Here is a 17,591-nt window from a genome sequence, read left to right on the forward strand (position 1 = left end):
ATGCGCAGTTTTCATTTGCTACACTCGGCCCCCGCTCGATTTCTTCCTGGCATCCACCACTGCATGCGCCTAAGACTGACCGTCCTCTCGCGGCCAAGCTGGCTGTTGGCTGCGTTCCTCTGGACGCAGGTCGCGCTGGCGGCTGAGCCGCCGCAGCCCACGGCGGAAGCTATTGCCCTCGACGAAGCGATCCAGGGCCTCAAGGACGAAACCCTGGAGCTCAACCGCGAGCTCCAGCAGTTGGAAGACAACTACGCCTACCCGCCGCACAGTGCGCTGTCGGTGTACGTGGGCTCGGTGGCACCGAGCAGCTTCCTCGGCGATATCGCGGTCAGCATCGACGACGGCCCCTACACCCGCTACGCCTACACCGAGCGCGAGGCGCGGGCCTTGTTCGACAAGGGCCTGCACCGGGTGCTGCGCGCCAATCTAGAGCCGGGCCCGCACCGCATCCGCGTGGAGATGAACGGCCGCTCCTTCAAGGACAGCGCCGCGCCGCCGTTCAGCGAGCGCGCCGAAGGCGTGTTCGAGAAGGGCGAGCGCGAGGCCGAGATCGAGATCAGCTTCGGTCGCGGCGGCAAGGTGCAGGCCCTGCGCAACTACAAGCCGGGCAGCAAGGACGACCCGCGGGTGCGGGCCGCCGATTTCCTCAACGGTGACGAGCGTCACTTTTCGGCGGCGACGACGCTCCTGCAGCTGCGCCAGGAGCAGGAGGGCCAGAAGCTGCCCGCCGACTACCAGTGGCGGCTGGCCGAGAGCTATCTCGCCTTCGGCATGCGCAGCCGCGCCGAGGCGCTGTACCGCGAGCTGGCGGTGACCACCACCGATCACCTCGCGCTGGGCCGTGCCCGGCTGCGATTGGCGGAATTCCTTTACGAGCGCGGTTTCCTGCAGGAATCGGCGACCTCGCTGCTACGCATGCGCGAGAAGTTGCCCGAGCCCTTGCAGCTGCCCTGGCAGGATCTGCTATCCCGTGCGCTGATGTCGCAGGGCCGCTACGGCGATGCCGTGGAAGTGCTCACCGAGATGAAGAACGGCGACAAGCAGTCGCCCTACACCCGCTACAACCTCGGCGTGGCGATGATCAACGACGGCCGGGTGACCGATGGCGAAACCCTGCTTGATCGCGTTGGCCGCCTACCACCCACCGATACCGAGAACCTGGCACTGCGTGACAAGGCCAATCTCACGCTGGGCTTCCACTTTCTGCGCAAGCAGCAGGGCGGCACCGCCAAGCCGCTGTTCAGCCGCGTGCGGATCACTGGCCCCTACTCCAACCGCGCGCTGCTGGGCCTGGGCTGGGCGGAGCTGGCACCACAGGGCGAGAAGCAGAAGAAAACCGCCATCGCCGACCCCGAGCCGGAGGACAACCCGCTCAAGGGCCTGGCGACGCTGGGCATCCTGATCAACCCGGCGCGACTGGAAGGCGACGTCTACAAGCGCGTCGGCCTGCGCAGCTTCAAGCTGGAAAAGGTCAAGAAGGAAGACGAGGACGCCCTGCGCAAGGCTCTGGTGCCCTGGGCCGAGCTGATCAACCGCGACCCCATGGACCCGGCGGTGCAGGAGGGCATGCTCGCCATCCCCTTTGCACTGGAGCGCATCGGCGCGCACATCCAGGCACAGCAGTTCTATGAGAAGTCGGTGGAGCTGCTGGAGGAAAGCCGGCGCCGCATCGACAGCGCCAGCCAGCAGATTCGCCAGGCGCGCATGGTGGAAACCATCGTCCGCCGCGACATCGACTCCGAAGCCGGCTGGAACTGGCGCCTGCGCGATCTGCCCGACGCGCCGGAAACCTTCTACCTGCAGAGCATCATCGCCGAGAACCGTTATCAGGAGGCGCTGAAGAACTACCGCGATGTGCGCTTCCTGGCGCGCAATCTCGACGGCGTGAAGGCGCGCATCGCGGCGGTGGAAGCGCTCAGCCAGAGCCGCCCGGAAGCCAGCGTCTCAGCGACCCAGCTGATCGAACGCGCCCGCGGCATCCGCAAGCAGGACAAGCCACAGATCAAGCTGAAGCTGCGCATGGACGTGCTGCTCACCGCGCCCTACACGCCGCCCAGCGTCCCCGGCACGCTGCCGCCGCTGCAACTGCGCCTGGCCAGCGCGCCGCCGCGCTTCAATGGCGTGCGTGAGCGCTCCGAGCAGCTGCGCCAGCGGTTGTCGGCGCTACGCGGCCTGATCGACGACGCCGGCAACGAGCAGTCCGAGGTGCTCAAGGACATCGCGCTGAAAGAGCTGGCCGGCCAGAAGAAGACGGTGGAGAAGTATCTGGTCGAATCGCGCTTCGCCCTCGCCCGCATCTACGAAGACCGCCTGAAGGGAGACGCCCCGTGAACCGCCTCCAGCTCAGCAGTCTGGCGATCGGTGTCGCCGCCTTTCTCGCCGCCTGCGGCTCGCCAGCCAACCTGCGTCCGCAGGACAAGAGTCCGCAGATCCGCAGCCTGGCCAAGCAGAAGGCGCCGGACCAGAACAAGCTGCCGATCATCCTCAGCGATCCACTGACCCCGGACCCCGAGAAGGCACTCGACAACTACCGCAAGATCCTCGAGCTGGCGCCCGACGAGGCGATGCGCGCCGAGACCATGCGCCGCATGGCCGACCTGCAGGTGCAGGTGGACGATGCCACCGGTGGCACCGGCGAGAGCGAGAAGCTCCTGGCCGAGTCGATCAAGCTGTATCGCCAGCTGATCGAAGAACGCCCCGACGATCCCAACAACGACCGTGTGCTCTACCAGCTGGCACGTGCCTACCAGAACGCCGGCAAGCCCGAGCTGTCGGTGGCGACACTCACCGAGCTGACCGCGCGCTATCCGGACTCGCCGCTCAATGGCGATGCGCACTTCCGCCGCGCCGAGCTGCTGTTCCGCCTGGGCAACTACGCCGAGGCGGAGAAGGAATACCACTACGTCATGGGCCTGGCGGCGGCGACGCCGTTCTTCGAGCCCTCGCAGTACAAGTACGGCTGGTCGCTGTTCAAGCAGTCGAAGTTCGACGACGCCCTGCCGGTGTTCTTCGCCATCCTCGACCGCGAGCTGCCGCCCGGCGAGTTGCAGGATGTCGAGGCCTCGCTCAACGCGGTATCGCAGGGCAAGGCCGATCTCGCTAAGGATTCGCTGCGGGTCACCAGCCTGACCTTCGCGGTGATGGGCGGCGGTCCGGCGATGAACCAGTATTTCGCCAGCCATCCGGAACCGCGCTTCTACCCGCTGCTGTACACCGCGCTGGGCGAGATGTTCCTCGACAAGCTGCGCTACACCGACGCCGCCGGCGCCTTCGCCGCCTTCAACGAGCGCCACCCCGGCCATCCGACCGCGCCGCAGTTCCAGGCGCGGGTGATCGAGGTCTACAAGCAGGGTGGCTTCAACGATCTGGTGGCGCGCGAGAAGGAGCGTTACGTCAACGCCTACGCGCCCGGCGCGCCCTACTGGGCCGGTGCCACTCCCAGCGCCGAGGTGATGACCGCGCTGCGCGGCCATCTCGAAGACCTCGCCAAGCATCACCACGCCTTTGCCCAGCAGGATCCGCAGGCCAACCAGGCGGCCTATCTGGTCGCCGCCGGCTGGTATCGCCGCATCCTCGACATCTTCCCCAGCGACCCGCGCGCGCCGGAGATCAATTTCCTGCAGGCCGAGGCGCTGGAAGACGGCGGCAAGCTGTTCGACGCCGCCCGCGAGTTCAGCCGCACCGCCTACGACTACCCGCCGCATGCGCGCGCGCCGGACGCCGCCTACGCCGCGGTGCTGGCCTACCACCGCAACGTCGAGACCATCCCGGCGGCGCAGAAGAACGACGCCCTGCGCGTCGCCATCGACGCCAGCCTGAAGATGGTCGATACCTTCCCTGCACATCCGCAGGCGCTGGCAGTGCTCACCCGCACCGCCCGCGATCTCTACGACATCGGCGCGCAAGCCGAGGCGGTGAGCACCGCCCAGCGGGTGCTGGCCTACACGCCGCCGCCGACGCCGGAGCAGCGCCGCATCGTCCAGGGCGTGCTCGGCGACAGCTACTTCGCGCAGAAGGACTATCCGAAGGCGGAAGTCGCCTATGCCGACCTGCTCAAGCTGACGCCGGCGGCCGACCCGCTGCGCGCCAATGTCATCGAGCAGCTCGCCGCCTCCATCTACAAGCAGGCCGAGGCGGCGCGCGCCGCCGGCGATCTCAAGACCGCGGCGCAGGGCTTCCTGCGCGTCGGCCAGGTCACGCCGCAGGCGAGCATCCGCGACACCGCCGACTACGACGCCGCCGCCGCCCTCATCGGTCTGCAGGACTGGGGCAGCGCCGCGGTGGTGCTGGAAGGCCTGCGCAACCGCAACAGCGTCCGTGGCAGCGGCTGGCCGCTGGAGACTGACGTCGACAAGAAGCTGGCGCTGGTCTACGTGAAGGACAACAAGCCGGTCGACGCCGCCGCTGCCTACCGTCGCATCGCCGCCCGTGTCACCGAGGCGCCGGAAGTGCGCCGCGAGGCCGGCTGGCAGGCCGCCAAGCTGTTCGACGACGCCAAGCGTCCCGCCGATGCGATCAGGGCCTACGAGTTCTACGTCGGCGCCTTCCCCAGCCCGCTGGAGCCGGCCGTCGAGGCACGCCGTCGCCTGGCCGATCTCTACCGCGCCAAGCCCGATCCCTACCGCGCCCTGTTCTGGCTGCGTGATCTGGTGGCCGCCGACGACCGCGCCGGCAGCCAGCGCACCGAGCGCACCCGGGTACTCGCCGCGCAGGCGGCGCTGGACATCGGCCGTGCCGCCGCCGCCGATGCCGCGCGCATCCGCCTGAGCCTGCCGGTGGAACGCAGCCTGCCGATGCGCAAGGACGCGGTGGAAAACGCCATCCAGGCGCTGGAGAAGGCGGCGAGCTACAACTACGCCGAGACCACCACCGCCGCCGCTTACGAACTGGGCATGGTCTACCAGTCCTTCGCCAAGGCGCTGATGGACTCCGAGCGGCCGCGCAATCTCGCCGGCGAGGAGCTGGAGCAGTACAACCTGCTGTTGGAGGAGCAGTCCCTGCCCTTCGAGGAAAAAGCCATCCAGGCGCACGAGACCAATCTCAAGCGCGTCGGCCAGGGCCTCTGGGACCCGGCCATCGCTGGCAGCGTCGCCGCCCTGGGGGCACTGTCGCCGGCCAAGTACGGCAAGCGCGAAACCGGAGCCGAAGTCTATGAAAGCCTCAAGTAAGCGCCTGCTGCTGGCCGCGCTGGCCTTGAGCCTGGCCGCCTGCGCGGGGCCGAAGCGGCGCGAGCCGCTGCCCGAGCGGCCGGTCGAAGAAGCCCCCACGACGCCGGCCCAGGCTGCTGCTGCTGCGGCACCGGTGAAAGACCCGCAGACCCGTTTCGACGAAGCCCTGGCCGCCTACAAGGCCAAAAACTTCAAGCTGGCGCGCGAGGGCTTCACCTCGTTGGCCAAGGAGCATCCGGAACTGTCGGGGCCGCTCACCAATCTCGGCATCCTCGACGCCAAGGCCAACAACCGCCCGGCCGCCATCGCGCAGTTCGCCCGTGCGGTGGCCGCCAACCCGGAAAACGCCATTGCCTACAACTGGCTGGGCATCCTCTATCGCGAGTCGCGCGACTATGCGCGCGCCGAGCAGGCCTATCTGCGCTCACTGACGCTCAAGCCGAACGAGCCGGCGGTGGTGCTCAACCTCGGCATCCTCTACGACGTCTACCTGAAGCGCCCGGCGCAGGCGCTGGAGCGCTACCGCGAATACCAGCAGCTGACCGGCGGCAAGGAGTTGAAGGTGACGGCCTGGATCAAGGCGCTGGAAGCCACGCAGGCGCCGGCCGGCGCCGAGGTGAAATCATGAGCCGCCTGACCATCTTCGCCTGCGCCAGCTTGCTGCTGGCCGGCACTGCCTACGCCCAGTCGACCGCGGAAGAGCCGCAGGCCCTGGTGCGCCCCAGCGGTGAGCGCGAGGGCACCACCATCGTCGGCGAACGCGAATCGCCGATCGGCCTCTACATCACGCCCTGGCGCAATGCCGCGCCGGAGAAAGAGCTGGACCGCCCCGCCCGTTTCCTCGACGAGGCACTGATGCCGCTGGACCCGGAAGTGTTCCGCCGCCAGCTTGAGTACTACAACACCATCACCGATCACCTGCGGTCGCGCACCGCTCAACCGGCGGCCGCTGCTCCTCGCTGAGCGGCGACGGCTATCCTTTTTAACTTTCCAGCACAGATAGAGAAACCAGATGGACTTCTTCGGCTCAATCGCCCATTTCTTCCAGGCGGGTGGACACTTCATGTATCCCATCCTCGCCGTGGCCGTGGTTGGTCTTTCGATCACCATCGAGCGCGTGCTTTATCTGCGCAAGGCCAAAGCGGAAAACCGCAAGCTCTGGTCGGAGCTGATCCCCCTGGTCAACAAGGGTGATCTGGCTGGCGCCGAGTCGCTGGCGATGGCCTCCGACTCCGCCATCGCCCGCATCTTCGGCTACGGCATCGCCCGCTCGCGCACCTCCAACAAACGCGAAGACGTGGAGATGTCGATGGAGGAAAGCCTGATGGAGGTGTCGCCGCTGCTCGAGCGCCGCACCCACTATCTCGCCACCTTCGCCAACGTCGCCACCCTGCTCGGCCTGTTGGGCACCATCATCGGCCTGATCAACGGCTTCGCAGCCGTGGGCACCGTCAACCCAGCGGAAAAGGCCGACCTGCTTTCGGCAGCCGTCTCCGAGGCGATGAACTGCACCGCCTTTGGCCTCTTGGTCGCGGTGCCGCTGCTGGTCATCCACGCCTGGCTGTCCTCGCAGACCAACGAGCTGATCGACAGCCTGGAAATGGCCTCGGTGAAATTCCTCAACGCGCTCGGCCTGAAGGGCTGAACTCGACGCCCGCCGCCAAGACGAGAGGCCTATGAGAGGTTTATCCCGTTCGGCCCGGTTGGCCCTGCGTCGCGAGCGACGCAGGAAGGAAGCCGGCGAACTCAATCTGGTGTCGATGATCGACATCCTGACCGTGCTGGTGTTCTTCCTGCTGGTGAACTCCACCGGCGTGTCGATCCTGGGCCTGAACCTGCCCGACGCCAGCAAGCTCGCCGAACCCGATCCCAATCGCCGGCCGCTGACGGTCGTGATCCGCAACGACGGCATGCTGCTCAACGAAGGCGGCAGCGAGCTGGGCCGTTACGGCAACGCCGCCGAGGGCTACGACTACAAGGGTCTGACCCAGCGCCTGTTGCAGGTGAAGGACGCCCACCCCGACGAAACCCGTATCACCCTGCTGCTGGAGCCCAGCGTCAGCCACGACACCCTGGTGCAGACCATGGACGCGGTGCGCATCACCCCCGCCGAAGGTGGCCGTGTGCTGCGTGATCTGTTCCCGTCGATCTCGCTGGGCGACGCGCCCAAGCGCGCGGATGCGGCGCCAACCGCGCCGGCGGGAGACGCGCCATGAGCCTGCGACTCTCGCGTCGCGCCAAGCGCATCCTGCGCCGCCACGCCCGCAAGCCCAGTGTGGTGCCGCTGAATCTGGTGTCGATGATCGACGTCTTCACCGTGCTGGTGTTCTTCCTCTTGGTGACCACCGCCAGCGTCGACAACCTGCGCAATCCGCGCGAGCTGTCGCTGCCCGCCTCGCTGTCACTGGACCAGCCACCGACCGCAGCGCCGGTGATCACCCTCACCAAGCAGGCGGTACTGATCCAGGGTGAGCAGGTGATGACTCTGGAAGAAGCCGTGGCGGCACCGGAAGGCAAGCCGATCCCGCAGCTGCGCGCGGAGCTGCTGAAGGTGACCCTGCTGCAGGTGCAGGGCGCCACGCCCGGCGCCACCACCCGCGGCGAGATCAATGTGATGGCCGACAAGGACATCCCCTACTCGGTGCTGAAGAAGGTGCTGGCCACCTGCGGCGAGCTGAAGTTCGCGCGCATCGCGGTCTCGGTGGCGCATGCCTCCAAGCGGGGTGGGCAATGAGCGCCTACGCCATCCGCTGGGACGGCTATGACTACGCCGAGGAATCCGACCGGCGCTTCCGCAAACTGCTGCTCGGCGTCGCGGTTCCCTTCCTGCTGCTGGTGATCCTGAGCCTGGTCTACAAGGTCGAAGGCCAGAAGCAGGGCGGCGGCACCTACAGCGCGCCAGCCACTGTCGAGTTGCTGCCGGCCGAGGTCGCGCCGCTGGCTGAACAGGTCGAAGAGCCGGCTCCCGCCAAGGAAGACTCCAAGGAAGAGCCGCAGGAAGCGGCACCGAAGAAATCCGAGACGCCGGTGCCCAAGCCAGTCCCGAACGCCGAGCCGGTACCCGATCCGGTGGAGACCGCGCGGGAGGTGGCCAAGCGCTCCGGCGTGCTGGCCTTCTCGCAGGCCTTGAGCGAGATGCGCAGCAAGGGTGATTCGCTGAATTCCGACCAGCCGCTGCTGTCCTCCAAGGGCGCGGCCAGTACTGCTAGCGGCGGCGCCTCCGGTGGCGGGGCCAACGACGCCGATGTGGCCGCTGCGGCAGCCGGCTCCAGCGGCATCGGCGGCGCCGGTGCCGCCGGCGTGACCCGCACCCAGAGTGGCAGCGGCTTGGGCAAGCGCCGGACCACCACGGTGCAGTCGCCGGTGGGCTTCGGCCGCGATGCCAGCAAGGCCGGTGAAGGTGGCAACAAGCGCAATGCCTCGCGCACGCTGGAAGAAATCCAGCTCACCTTCGACCGCGCCCAGGGCTCGTTCTACGCGATGTACATCCGCGCCCTGCGCGAGTCGCCAGGCTTGTCCGGCAAGGTGGTGATCAGCCTCACCATCGCCCCCAGCGGCAAGGTGACCTCGGCGGAGATCGCTTCCAGCGAACTGGGCGACCCGGAGCTGGAGAAGAAGATCATCGCCCGGGTCATGCTGCTCGACTTCGGCGCCAAGGATGTTCCGCCCTTCACCTATCCCAATTATCCGATCCGCTTCAAGCCACCGGCTTAACGCGGGCATCCAGGGCATCACCAGGAGGAGTACAGAACATGGGCTTTTTGTCCGGCAAGAAGGCGCTCATCACCGGCGTCGCCAGCGAGCGTTCCATCGCCACCGGCATCACCGAGGCCTTCGCCCGCGAAGGTGCGGAGCTGGCCTTCACCTATCAGGGCGACAAGCTCAAGCCGCGGGTGGAGGAGCTGGCGCATACGCACGGCTCGGAGCTGGTGCTACCGCTGGATGTCACCCGCGACAACGAGATCGAGGCGGTGTTCAGCTCGCTCAAGGAAGTCTGGGGCGGCATCGACATCGTCATCCATTCCATCGGCTTCGCGCCGCGCGAGCTCTTGCAGGGTGGCTATCTGGAAAGCGTGACCCGCGAGGGCTACGCCCTGGCCCATGACATCAGCGCCTATTCCTTCGCCGCGCTCGGCAAGGCTGCCCGGCCATTGATGCAGGGTCGCGATGCCAGCCTGCTCACCCTCACCTACCTGGGCGCGGTGCGCGCGGTGCCGATGTACAACGTGATGGGCCCGGCCAAGGCCTCGCTGGAAGCCAATGTGCGCTTCATGGCGGCGGAACTCGGCGCCGAGGGCATCCGCGTCAACGGCATTTCCGCCGGCCCGATCAAAACGCTGGCCGCCGCCGGCATCAAGGGCTTCCGTGGCATGCTTGGCGCCGCCGAGAAGATGAGCGCGCTGCGCCGTAACGTCACCATCGAGGAAGTCGGCAACACCGCCGCTTTTCTCAGCTCCGACCTGGCTTCGGGCATCACCGGCGAAATCCTCTATGTGGATGCCGGCTACAACATCATGGGCATGAGCCTGCCGGAGTAAACCGGGAACTCCGCGAGCCTAGCCGGCGCTCTTCAACGCCGGCTGGCCCAGAACCCCGTCCTCGCCGGAGAGACGCGCCACCACCACCGTGGCGGAGGCGTCGCCGAGCACGTTGAGCGCGGTTCGGCACATGTCCAGCACCCGATCCACCGCCAGGATCAGGCCCACGCCTTCCAGCGGCAGGCCGATGGCCGAGAGGATGACGGTGATCGCCACCAGGCTGGCCGAAGGGATGCCGGCGACGCCGATAGCGGTGATCAGCGCCAGCGCCACCACCGTGAACTGCGCGCCGAAACTGAGATCGAGGCCGTAGGCCTGGGCGATGAAGATCGCCGCGACGCACTCGTAAAGCGCCGAGCCATCGGTATTGACGTTGGCGCCGATCGGCAGCACGAAGCCACTCACCCGGCGCGGCACCTTGGCCTTGTTCTCGATGCAGTCCATGGTCAGCGGCAGCGTGGCGTTGGACGACGACGTCGAGAACGCGGTGAGCAGAGCCGGGGCCATGGCCCGGTGCAGGCCGTAGGCCGGCACCCTGGCGACAAATTTCAGCACTAGAGGCAGCACCACGAAGGCGTGGGTAAGCAGACCGGCGATCACCACCAGCATGAACACCGCCAGCGGCTGCAGGGCGGCGATGCCGGTCTTGGCCACGGTGCCGGTGACAATGGCGAACACACCGATGGGCGCTGCCTGCATCACCAACGCAGCAATCCGCGTCATCGCCTCGTAAACACCCCGCCAAAACGCCGCCTGGGTATCACGCAGATTGCCCGGCAGCTGCGACAAGGCCCAGCCGAACAGCAGGCCGAAAGTCACCAGGCCCAGCATGTCGCCGGTGGCGGCGGCGCCGATCGGGTTGGTCGGCACCAGACGCAGGATCACGCCCCAGAGATCCTGCGCGCCCTTTTCCTGAACTTGGGCGACGATGGCGTTGGCATCGCCGGACAAGCCCAGCAGCGGCGCCGCCGGGGCGCCATCGACGATGCCCGGCGTCAGCAGGTTGGCCCAGGCCAAGCCCGTGAGGATCGCCAGCAGGCCGGTGCCGACGTAGAAGCCAAAGGTGAGCGCCCCCAGCCGGCCCAGGCCGCCTTGCTCGGCGCCACCGATCAGGCCGTTCATCAGGGCCGCCAGGATCAGCGGCACGATCAACATCTTCAGCGCATTGAGAAACAGCGCGCCGACCATGCCGCAGGCCTTGAGGAAGGCTTCAGAGTCGCCGAATACGACTCCCGCCACCACTGCCGCCACAAGGGCGATCAACATGCGCCAATGCAGCGGTAGCTTCATAGCCTGCGGCCTTTAGGGTTTTTCGGCGATGGTCTCGACCGGCGGTAGTGCCTTGCGGTCCACGCCCAGATCTTTCTCGACGCTGGCGCGGAAGCCCGCAAACTCCGCTCCGGAAAGCGCGTCACGCAGCTGCGCGCCTTGACGCTGGAACTCCGGGTCCTCCGGCATCGGAGTGCCATCGCGAACCCCCGACAGTGCCAACACCACGATGTCGCCGTTGTCGAGCTGGGTCTTGCCGATCTGCAGCTTGCTGGCGGCTGGCCGCGGCAGCTTGAACAGCGCGGAAAGGATCTGACGGTCCAGACCCTCGGCATCCCTGCGCACCGAGCCCGGGCTGGTGGCAGCGAGCTGACGCTCGCTAAGGGCAGTCTCGAACACCGCGCCTTCGGAGAGCTGCTTCACCAGAGCATCGGCGTCTGCCGACGCCTTGGCGCGGGCCGCCTGCAGCTTGAGTTCAGTACGGATGGTCTCCGCTACCTCCTCGAACTTGCGTGGGCGTGCCGACTCGTACTCGGCCTTGCGGAACACCACCTGACGGTTCTCCCCGGCGGCCAGCGGCTTGCTGTTTTCGCCGTCGCGGATGATCTCCGGCTCAAAGGCTGCCTTCAGCACCTCCGGATTGGCGGCGATACCGGTGCCGCCGGTGCGGCCGAACCAGTCGCTGGTCTTGAGCTCCAGCTTCAGTTCCTTGGCCACAGGCTCCAGCGAGGTCGCGTTTTCGAAAGCCAGCTGCCCGAGCTTATCTGCCAACTCTTGGTAGCGCTGCTGGGCATCGCGCTGACGATAGGTTTCCAGCAGTTCGGCCTGCACCGCGGGATCGGTGAACGGCTTGGTCTGCGCGGCCTTGATCTCGGAGAGCTTGATCAGGTGCCAGCCAAACTCGGTTTCCACCGGCGCAGAAACCGCGCCCGGCTTGAGTTCGAACAGAGCCTGCTCAAACTTGGGTGTCATCAGACCGTGGCGCACCCAGCCTAGATCGCCGCCGGCAGTCTTGGACCCCGGGTCGTCCGAAGCCTCACGCGCCAGCGCCGCGAAATCGGCACCGCTGTCGAGACGCGCCTTCAGAGCCAGCGCTTTCTTTTCCGCGGCGTCCTTGTCGGCGCCAAAATTCACCAGGATATGACTAGCGCGCCGCTCTTCGGGCGTGGAGAAACGAGCAACATCGGCGTCGTACACCGCCTTAAGCACGGCCGTTTCCGGCTCCGCGGCTGGTGGCAACTCGTCCAGAGCCAGCTCCAGGTACTGCAGTTTCAGGCGCTCTGGCGCGCTGTAGCGGGCACTGTTGTCGGCAAAATACTTCTGCACTGCGTCGTCGCTGACGGTCACCGTCGGCTCGTAGCTGGCCGCCTTGAAGCTCACATAGGAAAAAGTGCGCTCCTGGCGAGCCAGGCGCCAAGCGGCCGCGGATTCCGCCGAGGTGACAAAGCCGCTCCCCAGCACGCTCTCGCGCACCTGGTCGATGGTCAGCCCGTCGCGCAACTGCGCTTCAAAGCTCTGCGGCGTCATGCCCTGGCGGGCCAGCGCTTCCTTGTAGGTCTCGGCGGAGAACTTGCCATCCTTCTGAAACGCCGGAATGGTGTTCAGCGTGGTCAGCAACGCCGCATCGGTGGCGGTATAGCCGGCCATCTTGGCATGCTGACGCAGAGTGGTCTCCTGGATCATTTCCTGCAGCACGCCTTCGCGGAAGCGTTGCGGCTCGATCATGTCGGCACGAAAGCTCTCGCCCAGCATCTGCTGAAGCTGGCGCATGCGCTGGTCGTAGGCGGCCTGCAGCTGCGCCTCGGTAATCTTCTGATCGCCCACCTTGGCGACGGTGGGGTCGCCACCGCTGCTCTGGAACGATTCCACGCCCCAGAATGCGAAGGGGATGGCAATCAGCGCCACGATGACCCAGACGATGGGGCCGGACAGACGATCACGGATGGATTGCAACATGCTGGGGCTGCGTGCCTGGTTGAACGGATGATTAAGTACCGCCGAAACGGCAAAACAAAAAAGGCGCTCACGTGGAGCGCCCTTTCAACTTAAAGTGGCGGAGCGGACGGGGCTCGAACCCGCGACCCCCGGCGTGACAGGCCGGTATTCTAACCAACTGAACTACCGCTCCGCGCGGTTGACTCTTGGTGGGTGCTGACGGGCTCGAACCGCCGACCTGCGCCTTGTAAGGGCGACGCTCTACCAACTGAGCTAAGCACCCGGCCTTGATCGAAGTTCGCTAAACCTTAAAGCGTCCCAGCGAGTCAGCTACTTTATCGCATCCTTGAGCGCTTTGCCAGCCTTGAATGTCGGATTTTTGCTGGCGGCGATCTTCAAAGGAGCACCGGTCTTCGGGTTGCGGCCAGTGCGTGCGGCACGCTTGCGGACGGCGAAGGTACCGAAGCCGACCAGAGAAACTTTGTCATTCTTCTTGAGCGCCTTGGCGATGACTTCCACCAGGGAGTCGAGCGCGCGGCCGGCGTCGGCCTTGGAGATCTCGGCCTTGTCAGCAACGGCGTTGATCAGATCAGACTTGTTCATTAAAAAAAATCCCCTCTTCAGTGGCTACGCGATATAGCCGGGTGGCGGTCCCTAGAATCGATTCCAACTCGGCATTTGGCTGGCAGTCCAAGCACCCGCACGCGCACTGTTGGTACGAGGTGCTTTATAGCAAGCGATTTTGGCGAGCGTCAACAAATTTACGACCCCAACGCCCGCCAAGGCTGCGTCATCAAAACGCAGGCTCGACGGCAGCACCGCTCACATCAGACAGCCGCGGCTTCAGTGCGCGCGCGCGGGCTCTTCGCTCCCCGCCTTGGCAGCCGCCGCCGCGGATTCAGGCAGTGCCTCCGGCATGCGTTCAAGCGCGTGCCGGAGCACGTCTTCGATCCAGCGCACCGGTTCTATATTCAGCTGCGCCTTGATGTTGTCGGGAATGTCGGCCAGATCCTTAACGTTCTCGTGCGGAATCACCACAGTTTTGATGCCACCGCGCTGCGCCGCCAGCAACTTCTCCTTGAGGCCACCGATCGGCAGTACCTCGCCACGCAGGGTGATCTCACCGGTCATCGCGACATCAGCCCGCACCGGAATGCCGGTCAGCACCGAGACCAACGCAGTGCACATGGCAATACCTGCGGAGGGTCCGTCCTTGGGCGTCGCGCCCTCGGGCACATGCACGTGAAAGTCGTATTTCTCGTGGAATCCCGGCTCGATGCCCAAGCTCCTAGCACGCGAGCGGACCACGGTGAACGCCGCCTTGATCGACTCCTGCATGACATTGCCGAGGCTGCCGGTCAGCGTCATTGCGCCCTTGCCGGGCGCAGACGCGGCCTCAATGGTCAGCAACTCGCCGCCCACCTCGGTCCAGGCCAGGCCAGTGATCTGGCCGACCTGGTTTTTCTCTTCGGCGCGTCCGTAGCGGAACTTCTGCACGCCCAGATACTGATCCAGATTGTCGGCATCGACCGTCACTGCATGCTGCTTGGGATCCAGGAGCAACTGCTTGACCACCTTGCGGGCGATCTTGCTGATCTCGCGCTCCAGATTGCGGACGCCGGCTTCTCGGGTGTAATGCCGGATCATCCCGGTGATCGCCGCATCCTGCAGCTCCATTTCACCCAGCTTGAGGCCGTTGTTCTTGAGCTGCTTGGGTAGCAGGTACTTCTTGGCGATGTTGAGCTTTTCGTCTTCGGTATAGCCGGGAATCCGGATCACCTCCATGCGGTCCAGCAAGGGACCGGGGATGTTCAGGGTATTCGCGGTGGCGATGAACATGACGTCGGACAGATCCACCTCCACTTCCAGGTAGTGATCCTGGAAGGTCGAGTTCTGCTCCGGATCCAACACCTCCAGGAGCGCCGAAGATGGATCGCCACGGAAGTCCTGGCTCATCTTGTCGATCTCATCGAGCAGGAACAGCGGATTCTTCACCTTCACCTTCGCGAGGTTCTGCACCAGCTTGCCGGGCATGGAGCCGATATAGGTGCGGCGATGACCGCGAATCTCCGCCTCGTCACGCACGCCGCCCAGCGACATCCGCACAAACTTGCGGTTGAGCGCCTCGGCGATCGAGCGCCCCAGACTGGTCTTGCCCACGCCCGGAGGGCCGACCAGGCAGAGAATGGGGCCGTTGAGCTTCTTCACCCGTGATTGCACAGCGAGATACTCGACAATGCGTTCCTTCACCTTGTCCAGACCATAGTGGTCTTCGTCGAGCTTGGCCTGCGCCAGAGGCAGGTCGATTCTGGACTTGGTATGCGCCTTCCAAGGGACCTGAGTCAGCCAGTCCAGGTAAGTGCGCACTACCGTCGCCTCGGCGGACATCGGCGGCATCATCTTCAGCTTGTTCAGCTCGTGACAGGCCTTGTCCTTGGCTGCCTTGGGCATGCCGGACTTCTCAATCTTGCGCGCCAGCTCGTCCTGCTCATTGGGAGCTTCGTCTCCCTCGCCGAGCTCCTTCTGGATCGCCTTCATCTGCTCGTTGAGGTAGTACTCGCGCTGGTTCTTCTCCATCTGCTGCTTGACCCGGCTGCGGATCTTTTTCTCGATCTGCAGCACGTCGATCTCGCCTTCCATCAGCGCCAGCACCAACTCCAGTCGCGCCTTGGCATCCAGCGCCTCCAGCACCCGCTGCTTGTCTTCCAGCTTCAACGACAGATGCGCGGCAATGGTGTCGGCAAGGCGGCCGGCAGAATCCATTGCCGTCAGTGAAGGCAGAAGCTCCGCCGGCACCTTCTTGTTGAGCTTGGCGTACTGCTCGAACGTCGAGACTGTCGAACGCATCAAGGCGTCGAGTTCGTGCTCAGAGCCCGGATTCTCCGGCTCGGCGACCGGTTCGTAGCTGGCCGTCAGAAATTCGCCAACCTCGTTGATCTCGGTGACCGCCGCACGCTGACCGCCCTCGACCAGCACCTTCACGGTGCCGTCCGGCAGCCTCAACATCTGCAGCACGCTGGCCAGAGTCCCTACGGCATAGAGGTCGCTGATCGCCGGCTCGTCAGTATCGGCCGACTTCTGCGCCACCAGCAGGATGCGCTTGTCATCCTGCATGGCCGCCGACAGGGCCTTGACCGATTTTTCCCGGCCGACAAATAGGGGGATAGCCATGTGCGGATAGACGACGACATCACGCAGAGGCAGCACGGGGGCGGTATTGGTAGCGCTCATCGAAACGTCCGTTGGTAGCTGTAAAGGAGTATGCCTTAAGCACTAGGTGGTGATGTACCGGCGCCATTCAAGCTGCAAGCATCACCGATCAGGCAAACGAAAAGGCCCCGCAATGCGGGGCCTCTCGAATCCACCAATCGACTTCGTCTCAAGCAGACTGTTTGGCCGCAACTTCCTTGTTCTCGTAGACGATGATCGGCTTGGCATCGCCTTTCGCCACCGCCTCGTCGACCACAACCTTGCCGACGTTCTGCATCGACGGCAGGTCGTACATGGTGTCGATCAGGATCTTTTCCAGGATGGTGCGCAGGCCACGGGCGCCGGTCTTGCGTTCCCGGGCCCGCTTGGCCACCGCCATCAGGGCATCCTCGCGGAACTCCAGGGTGACACCCTCCATCTGGAACAGCTTCTGGTACTGCTTGATCAGCGCGTTCTTGGGGTCACGCAGGATCGCGATCAGCGCCTTCTCATCCAACTCGTCCAGCACAGCCACCACCGGCAACCGACCGATGAATTCTGGGATCAGGCCAAAGCGCACCAGATCATCAGGCTCCAGCTGCCTGTAGGTATCGTTCAGCGCCTTGGAGTCCGACTTGCTCTTGACCTCGGCACCAAAGCCGATGCCCCCCTTGTCGAGGCGCTGGTGAATTACCCGATCCAGACCCGCAAAGGCGCCACCGCAGATGAACAGGATGTTGGCGGTGTTGACCTGCAAAAACTCCTGCTGTGGATGCTTGCGGCCGCCCTGCGGAGGCACCTGGGCGATGGTGCCCTCGATCAGCTTCAGCAGCGCCTGCTGCACACCCTCGCCGGACACATCGCGGGTTATGGAGGGGTTCTCGCTCTTGCGGGCGATCTTGTCGATTTCGTCGATATAAACGATGCCGCGCTGGGCCTTTTCGACGTCGTAATCGCACTTCTGCAACAGCCGGGCAATGATGTTCTCGACGTCCTCGCCCACGTAACCGGCCTCGGTCAGCGTAGTCGCGTCGGCAATCGCGAAAGGCACGTCCAGCAGGCGCGCCAGCGTTTCGGCGAGCAGAGTCTTGCCGGAGCCGGTGGGGCCGATCAGGAGGATGTTGCTCTTGGCCAGTTCGACGTCGCCATTGCCCTGGGCCTTGGTCGAAAGACGCTTGTAGTGGTTGTAGACCGCCACCGACAACACCTTCTTGGCCTGCTCCTGGCCGATCACGTACTCGTCGAGCACGGCACGAATCTCGTGCGGCTTGGGCAGCCCCTTGACCTGTGGCTTGGCGTGAATTTCCTCGCGAATGATGTCGTTGCAGAGATCGACGCACTCGTCACAGATATAAACCGAGGGGCCCGCAATCAGCTTGCGCACCTCGTGCTCGCTTTTGCCGCAAAACGAGCAATAAAGCACGCGGCCATTGTTCGAACTGCGCGTATCGGAACTCATCGTCGTCCTTCTATTACGTCCAAAACCACT

Annotated in this window: 14 protein-coding genes and 2 tRNA genes; 9 read left to right on the forward strand and 7 right to left on the reverse strand. The window is 65.2% G+C overall.

Translation table 11 applies throughout. The annotated features are described in order from the left end of the window. The first annotated feature begins 63 nt into the window (after positions 1 to 63). The 9 genes from AC3WT6_RS14040 to AC3WT6_RS14080 are packed head-to-tail and all read left to right on the forward strand — an operon-like array spanning position 64 to position 9,709. Positions 64 to 2,334 carry a tetratricopeptide repeat protein gene (locus AC3WT6_RS14040; RefSeq protein ID WP_492654228.1) on the forward strand — a complete coding sequence of 757 codons (2,271 nt, stop codon included), beginning with the start codon at positions 64 to 66 and terminating at the stop codon, positions 2,332 to 2,334. Next, positions 2,331 to 5,171 (forward strand): tetratricopeptide repeat protein, encoded by a 2,841-nt coding sequence (locus AC3WT6_RS14045; RefSeq protein ID WP_492654229.1) that lies wholly within the window; start codon positions 2,331 to 2,333, stop codon positions 5,169 to 5,171. Before AC3WT6_RS14040 ends, AC3WT6_RS14045 begins: the two co-directional genes overlap by 4 nt. Next, positions 5,155 to 5,799 carry a tetratricopeptide repeat protein gene (locus tag AC3WT6_RS14050; protein WP_492654230.1) on the forward strand — a complete coding sequence of 215 codons (645 nt, stop codon included), beginning with the start codon at positions 5,155 to 5,157 and terminating at the stop codon, positions 5,797 to 5,799. The genes AC3WT6_RS14045 and AC3WT6_RS14050 overlap by 17 nt, the downstream gene beginning before the upstream one ends. Then, positions 5,796 to 6,134, forward strand: coding sequence for a hypothetical protein (locus AC3WT6_RS14055; protein ID WP_492654231.1), 339 nt, complete (start codon positions 5,796 to 5,798; stop codon positions 6,132 to 6,134). Before AC3WT6_RS14050 ends, AC3WT6_RS14055 begins: the two co-directional genes overlap by 4 nt. Before the next feature lie 49 nt (positions 6,135 to 6,183). Beyond that, positions 6,184 to 6,816 (forward strand): MotA/TolQ/ExbB proton channel family protein, encoded by a 633-nt coding sequence (locus AC3WT6_RS14060; RefSeq protein ID WP_492654232.1) that lies wholly within the window; start codon positions 6,184 to 6,186, stop codon positions 6,814 to 6,816. Positions 6,817 to 6,847: 31 nt separating this feature from the next. After that, positions 6,848 to 7,387, forward strand: a complete 540-nt coding sequence (locus AC3WT6_RS14065; protein ID WP_492654233.1) for an ExbD/TolR family protein — start codon at positions 6,848 to 6,850, stop codon at positions 7,385 to 7,387. Next, positions 7,384 to 7,905, forward strand: coding sequence for an ExbD/TolR family protein (locus tag AC3WT6_RS14070; RefSeq protein WP_492654234.1), 522 nt, complete (start codon positions 7,384 to 7,386; stop codon positions 7,903 to 7,905). Before AC3WT6_RS14065 ends, AC3WT6_RS14070 begins: the two co-directional genes overlap by 4 nt. After that, positions 7,902 to 8,885, forward strand: coding sequence for a TonB family protein (locus AC3WT6_RS14075; protein WP_492654235.1), 984 nt, complete (start codon positions 7,902 to 7,904; stop codon positions 8,883 to 8,885). The genes AC3WT6_RS14070 and AC3WT6_RS14075 overlap by 4 nt, the downstream gene beginning before the upstream one ends. Positions 8,886 to 8,923: 38 nt before the next feature. Continuing rightward, the gene (locus AC3WT6_RS14080; RefSeq protein WP_492654236.1) at positions 8,924 to 9,709 is read left to right on the forward strand and encodes an enoyl-ACP reductase FabI; all 786 of its coding nucleotides are present in this window, start codon (positions 8,924 to 8,926) and stop codon (positions 9,707 to 9,709) included. Positions 9,710 to 9,727: 18 nt separating this feature from the next. Here the strand turns inward: AC3WT6_RS14080 and AC3WT6_RS14085 are convergent, their stop codons facing one another. The 7 genes from AC3WT6_RS14085 to clpX all read right to left on the reverse strand — a co-directional run bounded on the left by AC3WT6_RS14085 (position 9,728) and on the right by clpX (position 17,561). Then, entirely contained in the window at positions 9,728 to 10,975 is a 1,248-nt protein-coding gene (locus AC3WT6_RS14085; RefSeq protein ID WP_492654237.1) for a dicarboxylate/amino acid:cation symporter, read from the reverse strand. 36 nt (positions 10,976 to 11,011) lie between these two features. Continuing rightward, positions 11,012 to 12,934, reverse strand: a complete 1,923-nt coding sequence (locus AC3WT6_RS14090) for a SurA N-terminal domain-containing protein (protein ID WP_492654238.1) — start codon at positions 12,932 to 12,934, stop codon at positions 11,012 to 11,014. A 95-nt stretch (positions 12,935 to 13,029) separates the two neighbouring features. Continuing rightward, a tRNA-Asp gene (locus tag AC3WT6_RS14095) sits at positions 13,030 to 13,106 on the reverse strand. A 14-nt stretch (positions 13,107 to 13,120) separates the two neighbouring features. Continuing rightward, positions 13,121 to 13,196: transfer RNA gene (locus AC3WT6_RS14100), tRNA-Val, on the reverse strand. A gap of 47 nt (positions 13,197 to 13,243) precedes the next feature. Beyond that, positions 13,244 to 13,516 (reverse strand): HU family DNA-binding protein, encoded by a 273-nt coding sequence (locus AC3WT6_RS14105; RefSeq protein ID WP_123211606.1) that lies wholly within the window; start codon positions 13,514 to 13,516, stop codon positions 13,244 to 13,246. Between the two features lie 240 nt (positions 13,517 to 13,756). Further along, complete coding sequence (lon, locus tag AC3WT6_RS14110) at positions 13,757 to 16,144, reverse strand: endopeptidase La (RefSeq protein ID WP_492654239.1); 2,388 nt, start codon at positions 16,142 to 16,144, stop codon at positions 13,757 to 13,759. Positions 16,145 to 16,292: 148 nt separating this feature from the next. After that, positions 16,293 to 17,561, reverse strand: coding sequence for an ATP-dependent Clp protease ATP-binding subunit ClpX (gene clpX, locus AC3WT6_RS14115; protein ID WP_492654240.1), 1,269 nt, complete (start codon positions 17,559 to 17,561; stop codon positions 16,293 to 16,295). Positions 17,562 to 17,591: the final 30 nt, after the last annotated feature.

Source organism: Stagnimonas sp. FW305-C-60 (assembly GCF_058782965.1).

Excerpts from the sequence above, each read along its gene's own strand:
- AC3WT6_RS14040 (WP_492654228.1), top strand. The coding sequence starts at position 64 with ATGCGCCTAAGACTGACCGTCCTCTCGCGGCCAAGCTGGCTGTTGGCT.
- AC3WT6_RS14050 (WP_492654230.1), top strand. The coding sequence starts at position 5,155 with ATGAAAGCCTCAAGTAAGCGCCTGCTGCTGGCCGCGCTGGCCTTGAGC.
- AC3WT6_RS14055 (WP_492654231.1), top strand. The coding sequence starts at position 5,796 with ATGAGCCGCCTGACCATCTTCGCCTGCGCCAGCTTGCTGCTGGCCGGC.
- AC3WT6_RS14060 (WP_492654232.1), top strand. The coding sequence starts at position 6,184 with ATGGACTTCTTCGGCTCAATCGCCCATTTCTTCCAGGCGGGTGGACAC.
- AC3WT6_RS14065 (WP_492654233.1), top strand. The coding sequence starts at position 6,848 with ATGAGAGGTTTATCCCGTTCGGCCCGGTTGGCCCTGCGTCGCGAGCGA.
- AC3WT6_RS14070 (WP_492654234.1), top strand. The coding sequence starts at position 7,384 with ATGAGCCTGCGACTCTCGCGTCGCGCCAAGCGCATCCTGCGCCGCCAC.
- AC3WT6_RS14075 (WP_492654235.1), top strand. The coding sequence starts at position 7,902 with ATGAGCGCCTACGCCATCCGCTGGGACGGCTATGACTACGCCGAGGAA.
- AC3WT6_RS14080 (WP_492654236.1), top strand. The coding sequence starts at position 8,924 with ATGGGCTTTTTGTCCGGCAAGAAGGCGCTCATCACCGGCGTCGCCAGC.
- AC3WT6_RS14085 (WP_492654237.1), bottom strand. The coding sequence starts at position 10,975 with ATGTTGATCGCCCTTGTGGCGGCAGTGGTGGCGGGAGTCGTATTCGGC.
- AC3WT6_RS14090 (WP_492654238.1), bottom strand. The coding sequence starts at position 12,934 with ATGTTGCAATCCATCCGTGATCGTCTGTCCGGCCCCATCGTCTGGGTC.
- AC3WT6_RS14105 (WP_123211606.1), bottom strand. The coding sequence starts at position 13,516 with ATGAACAAGTCTGATCTGATCAACGCCGTTGCTGACAAGGCCGAGATC.
- lon (WP_492654239.1), bottom strand. The coding sequence starts at position 16,144 with ATGAGCGCTACCAATACCGCCCCCGTGCTGCCTCTGCGTGATGTCGTC.
- clpX (WP_492654240.1), bottom strand. The coding sequence starts at position 17,561 with ATGAGTTCCGATACGCGCAGTTCGAACAATGGCCGCGTGCTTTATTGC.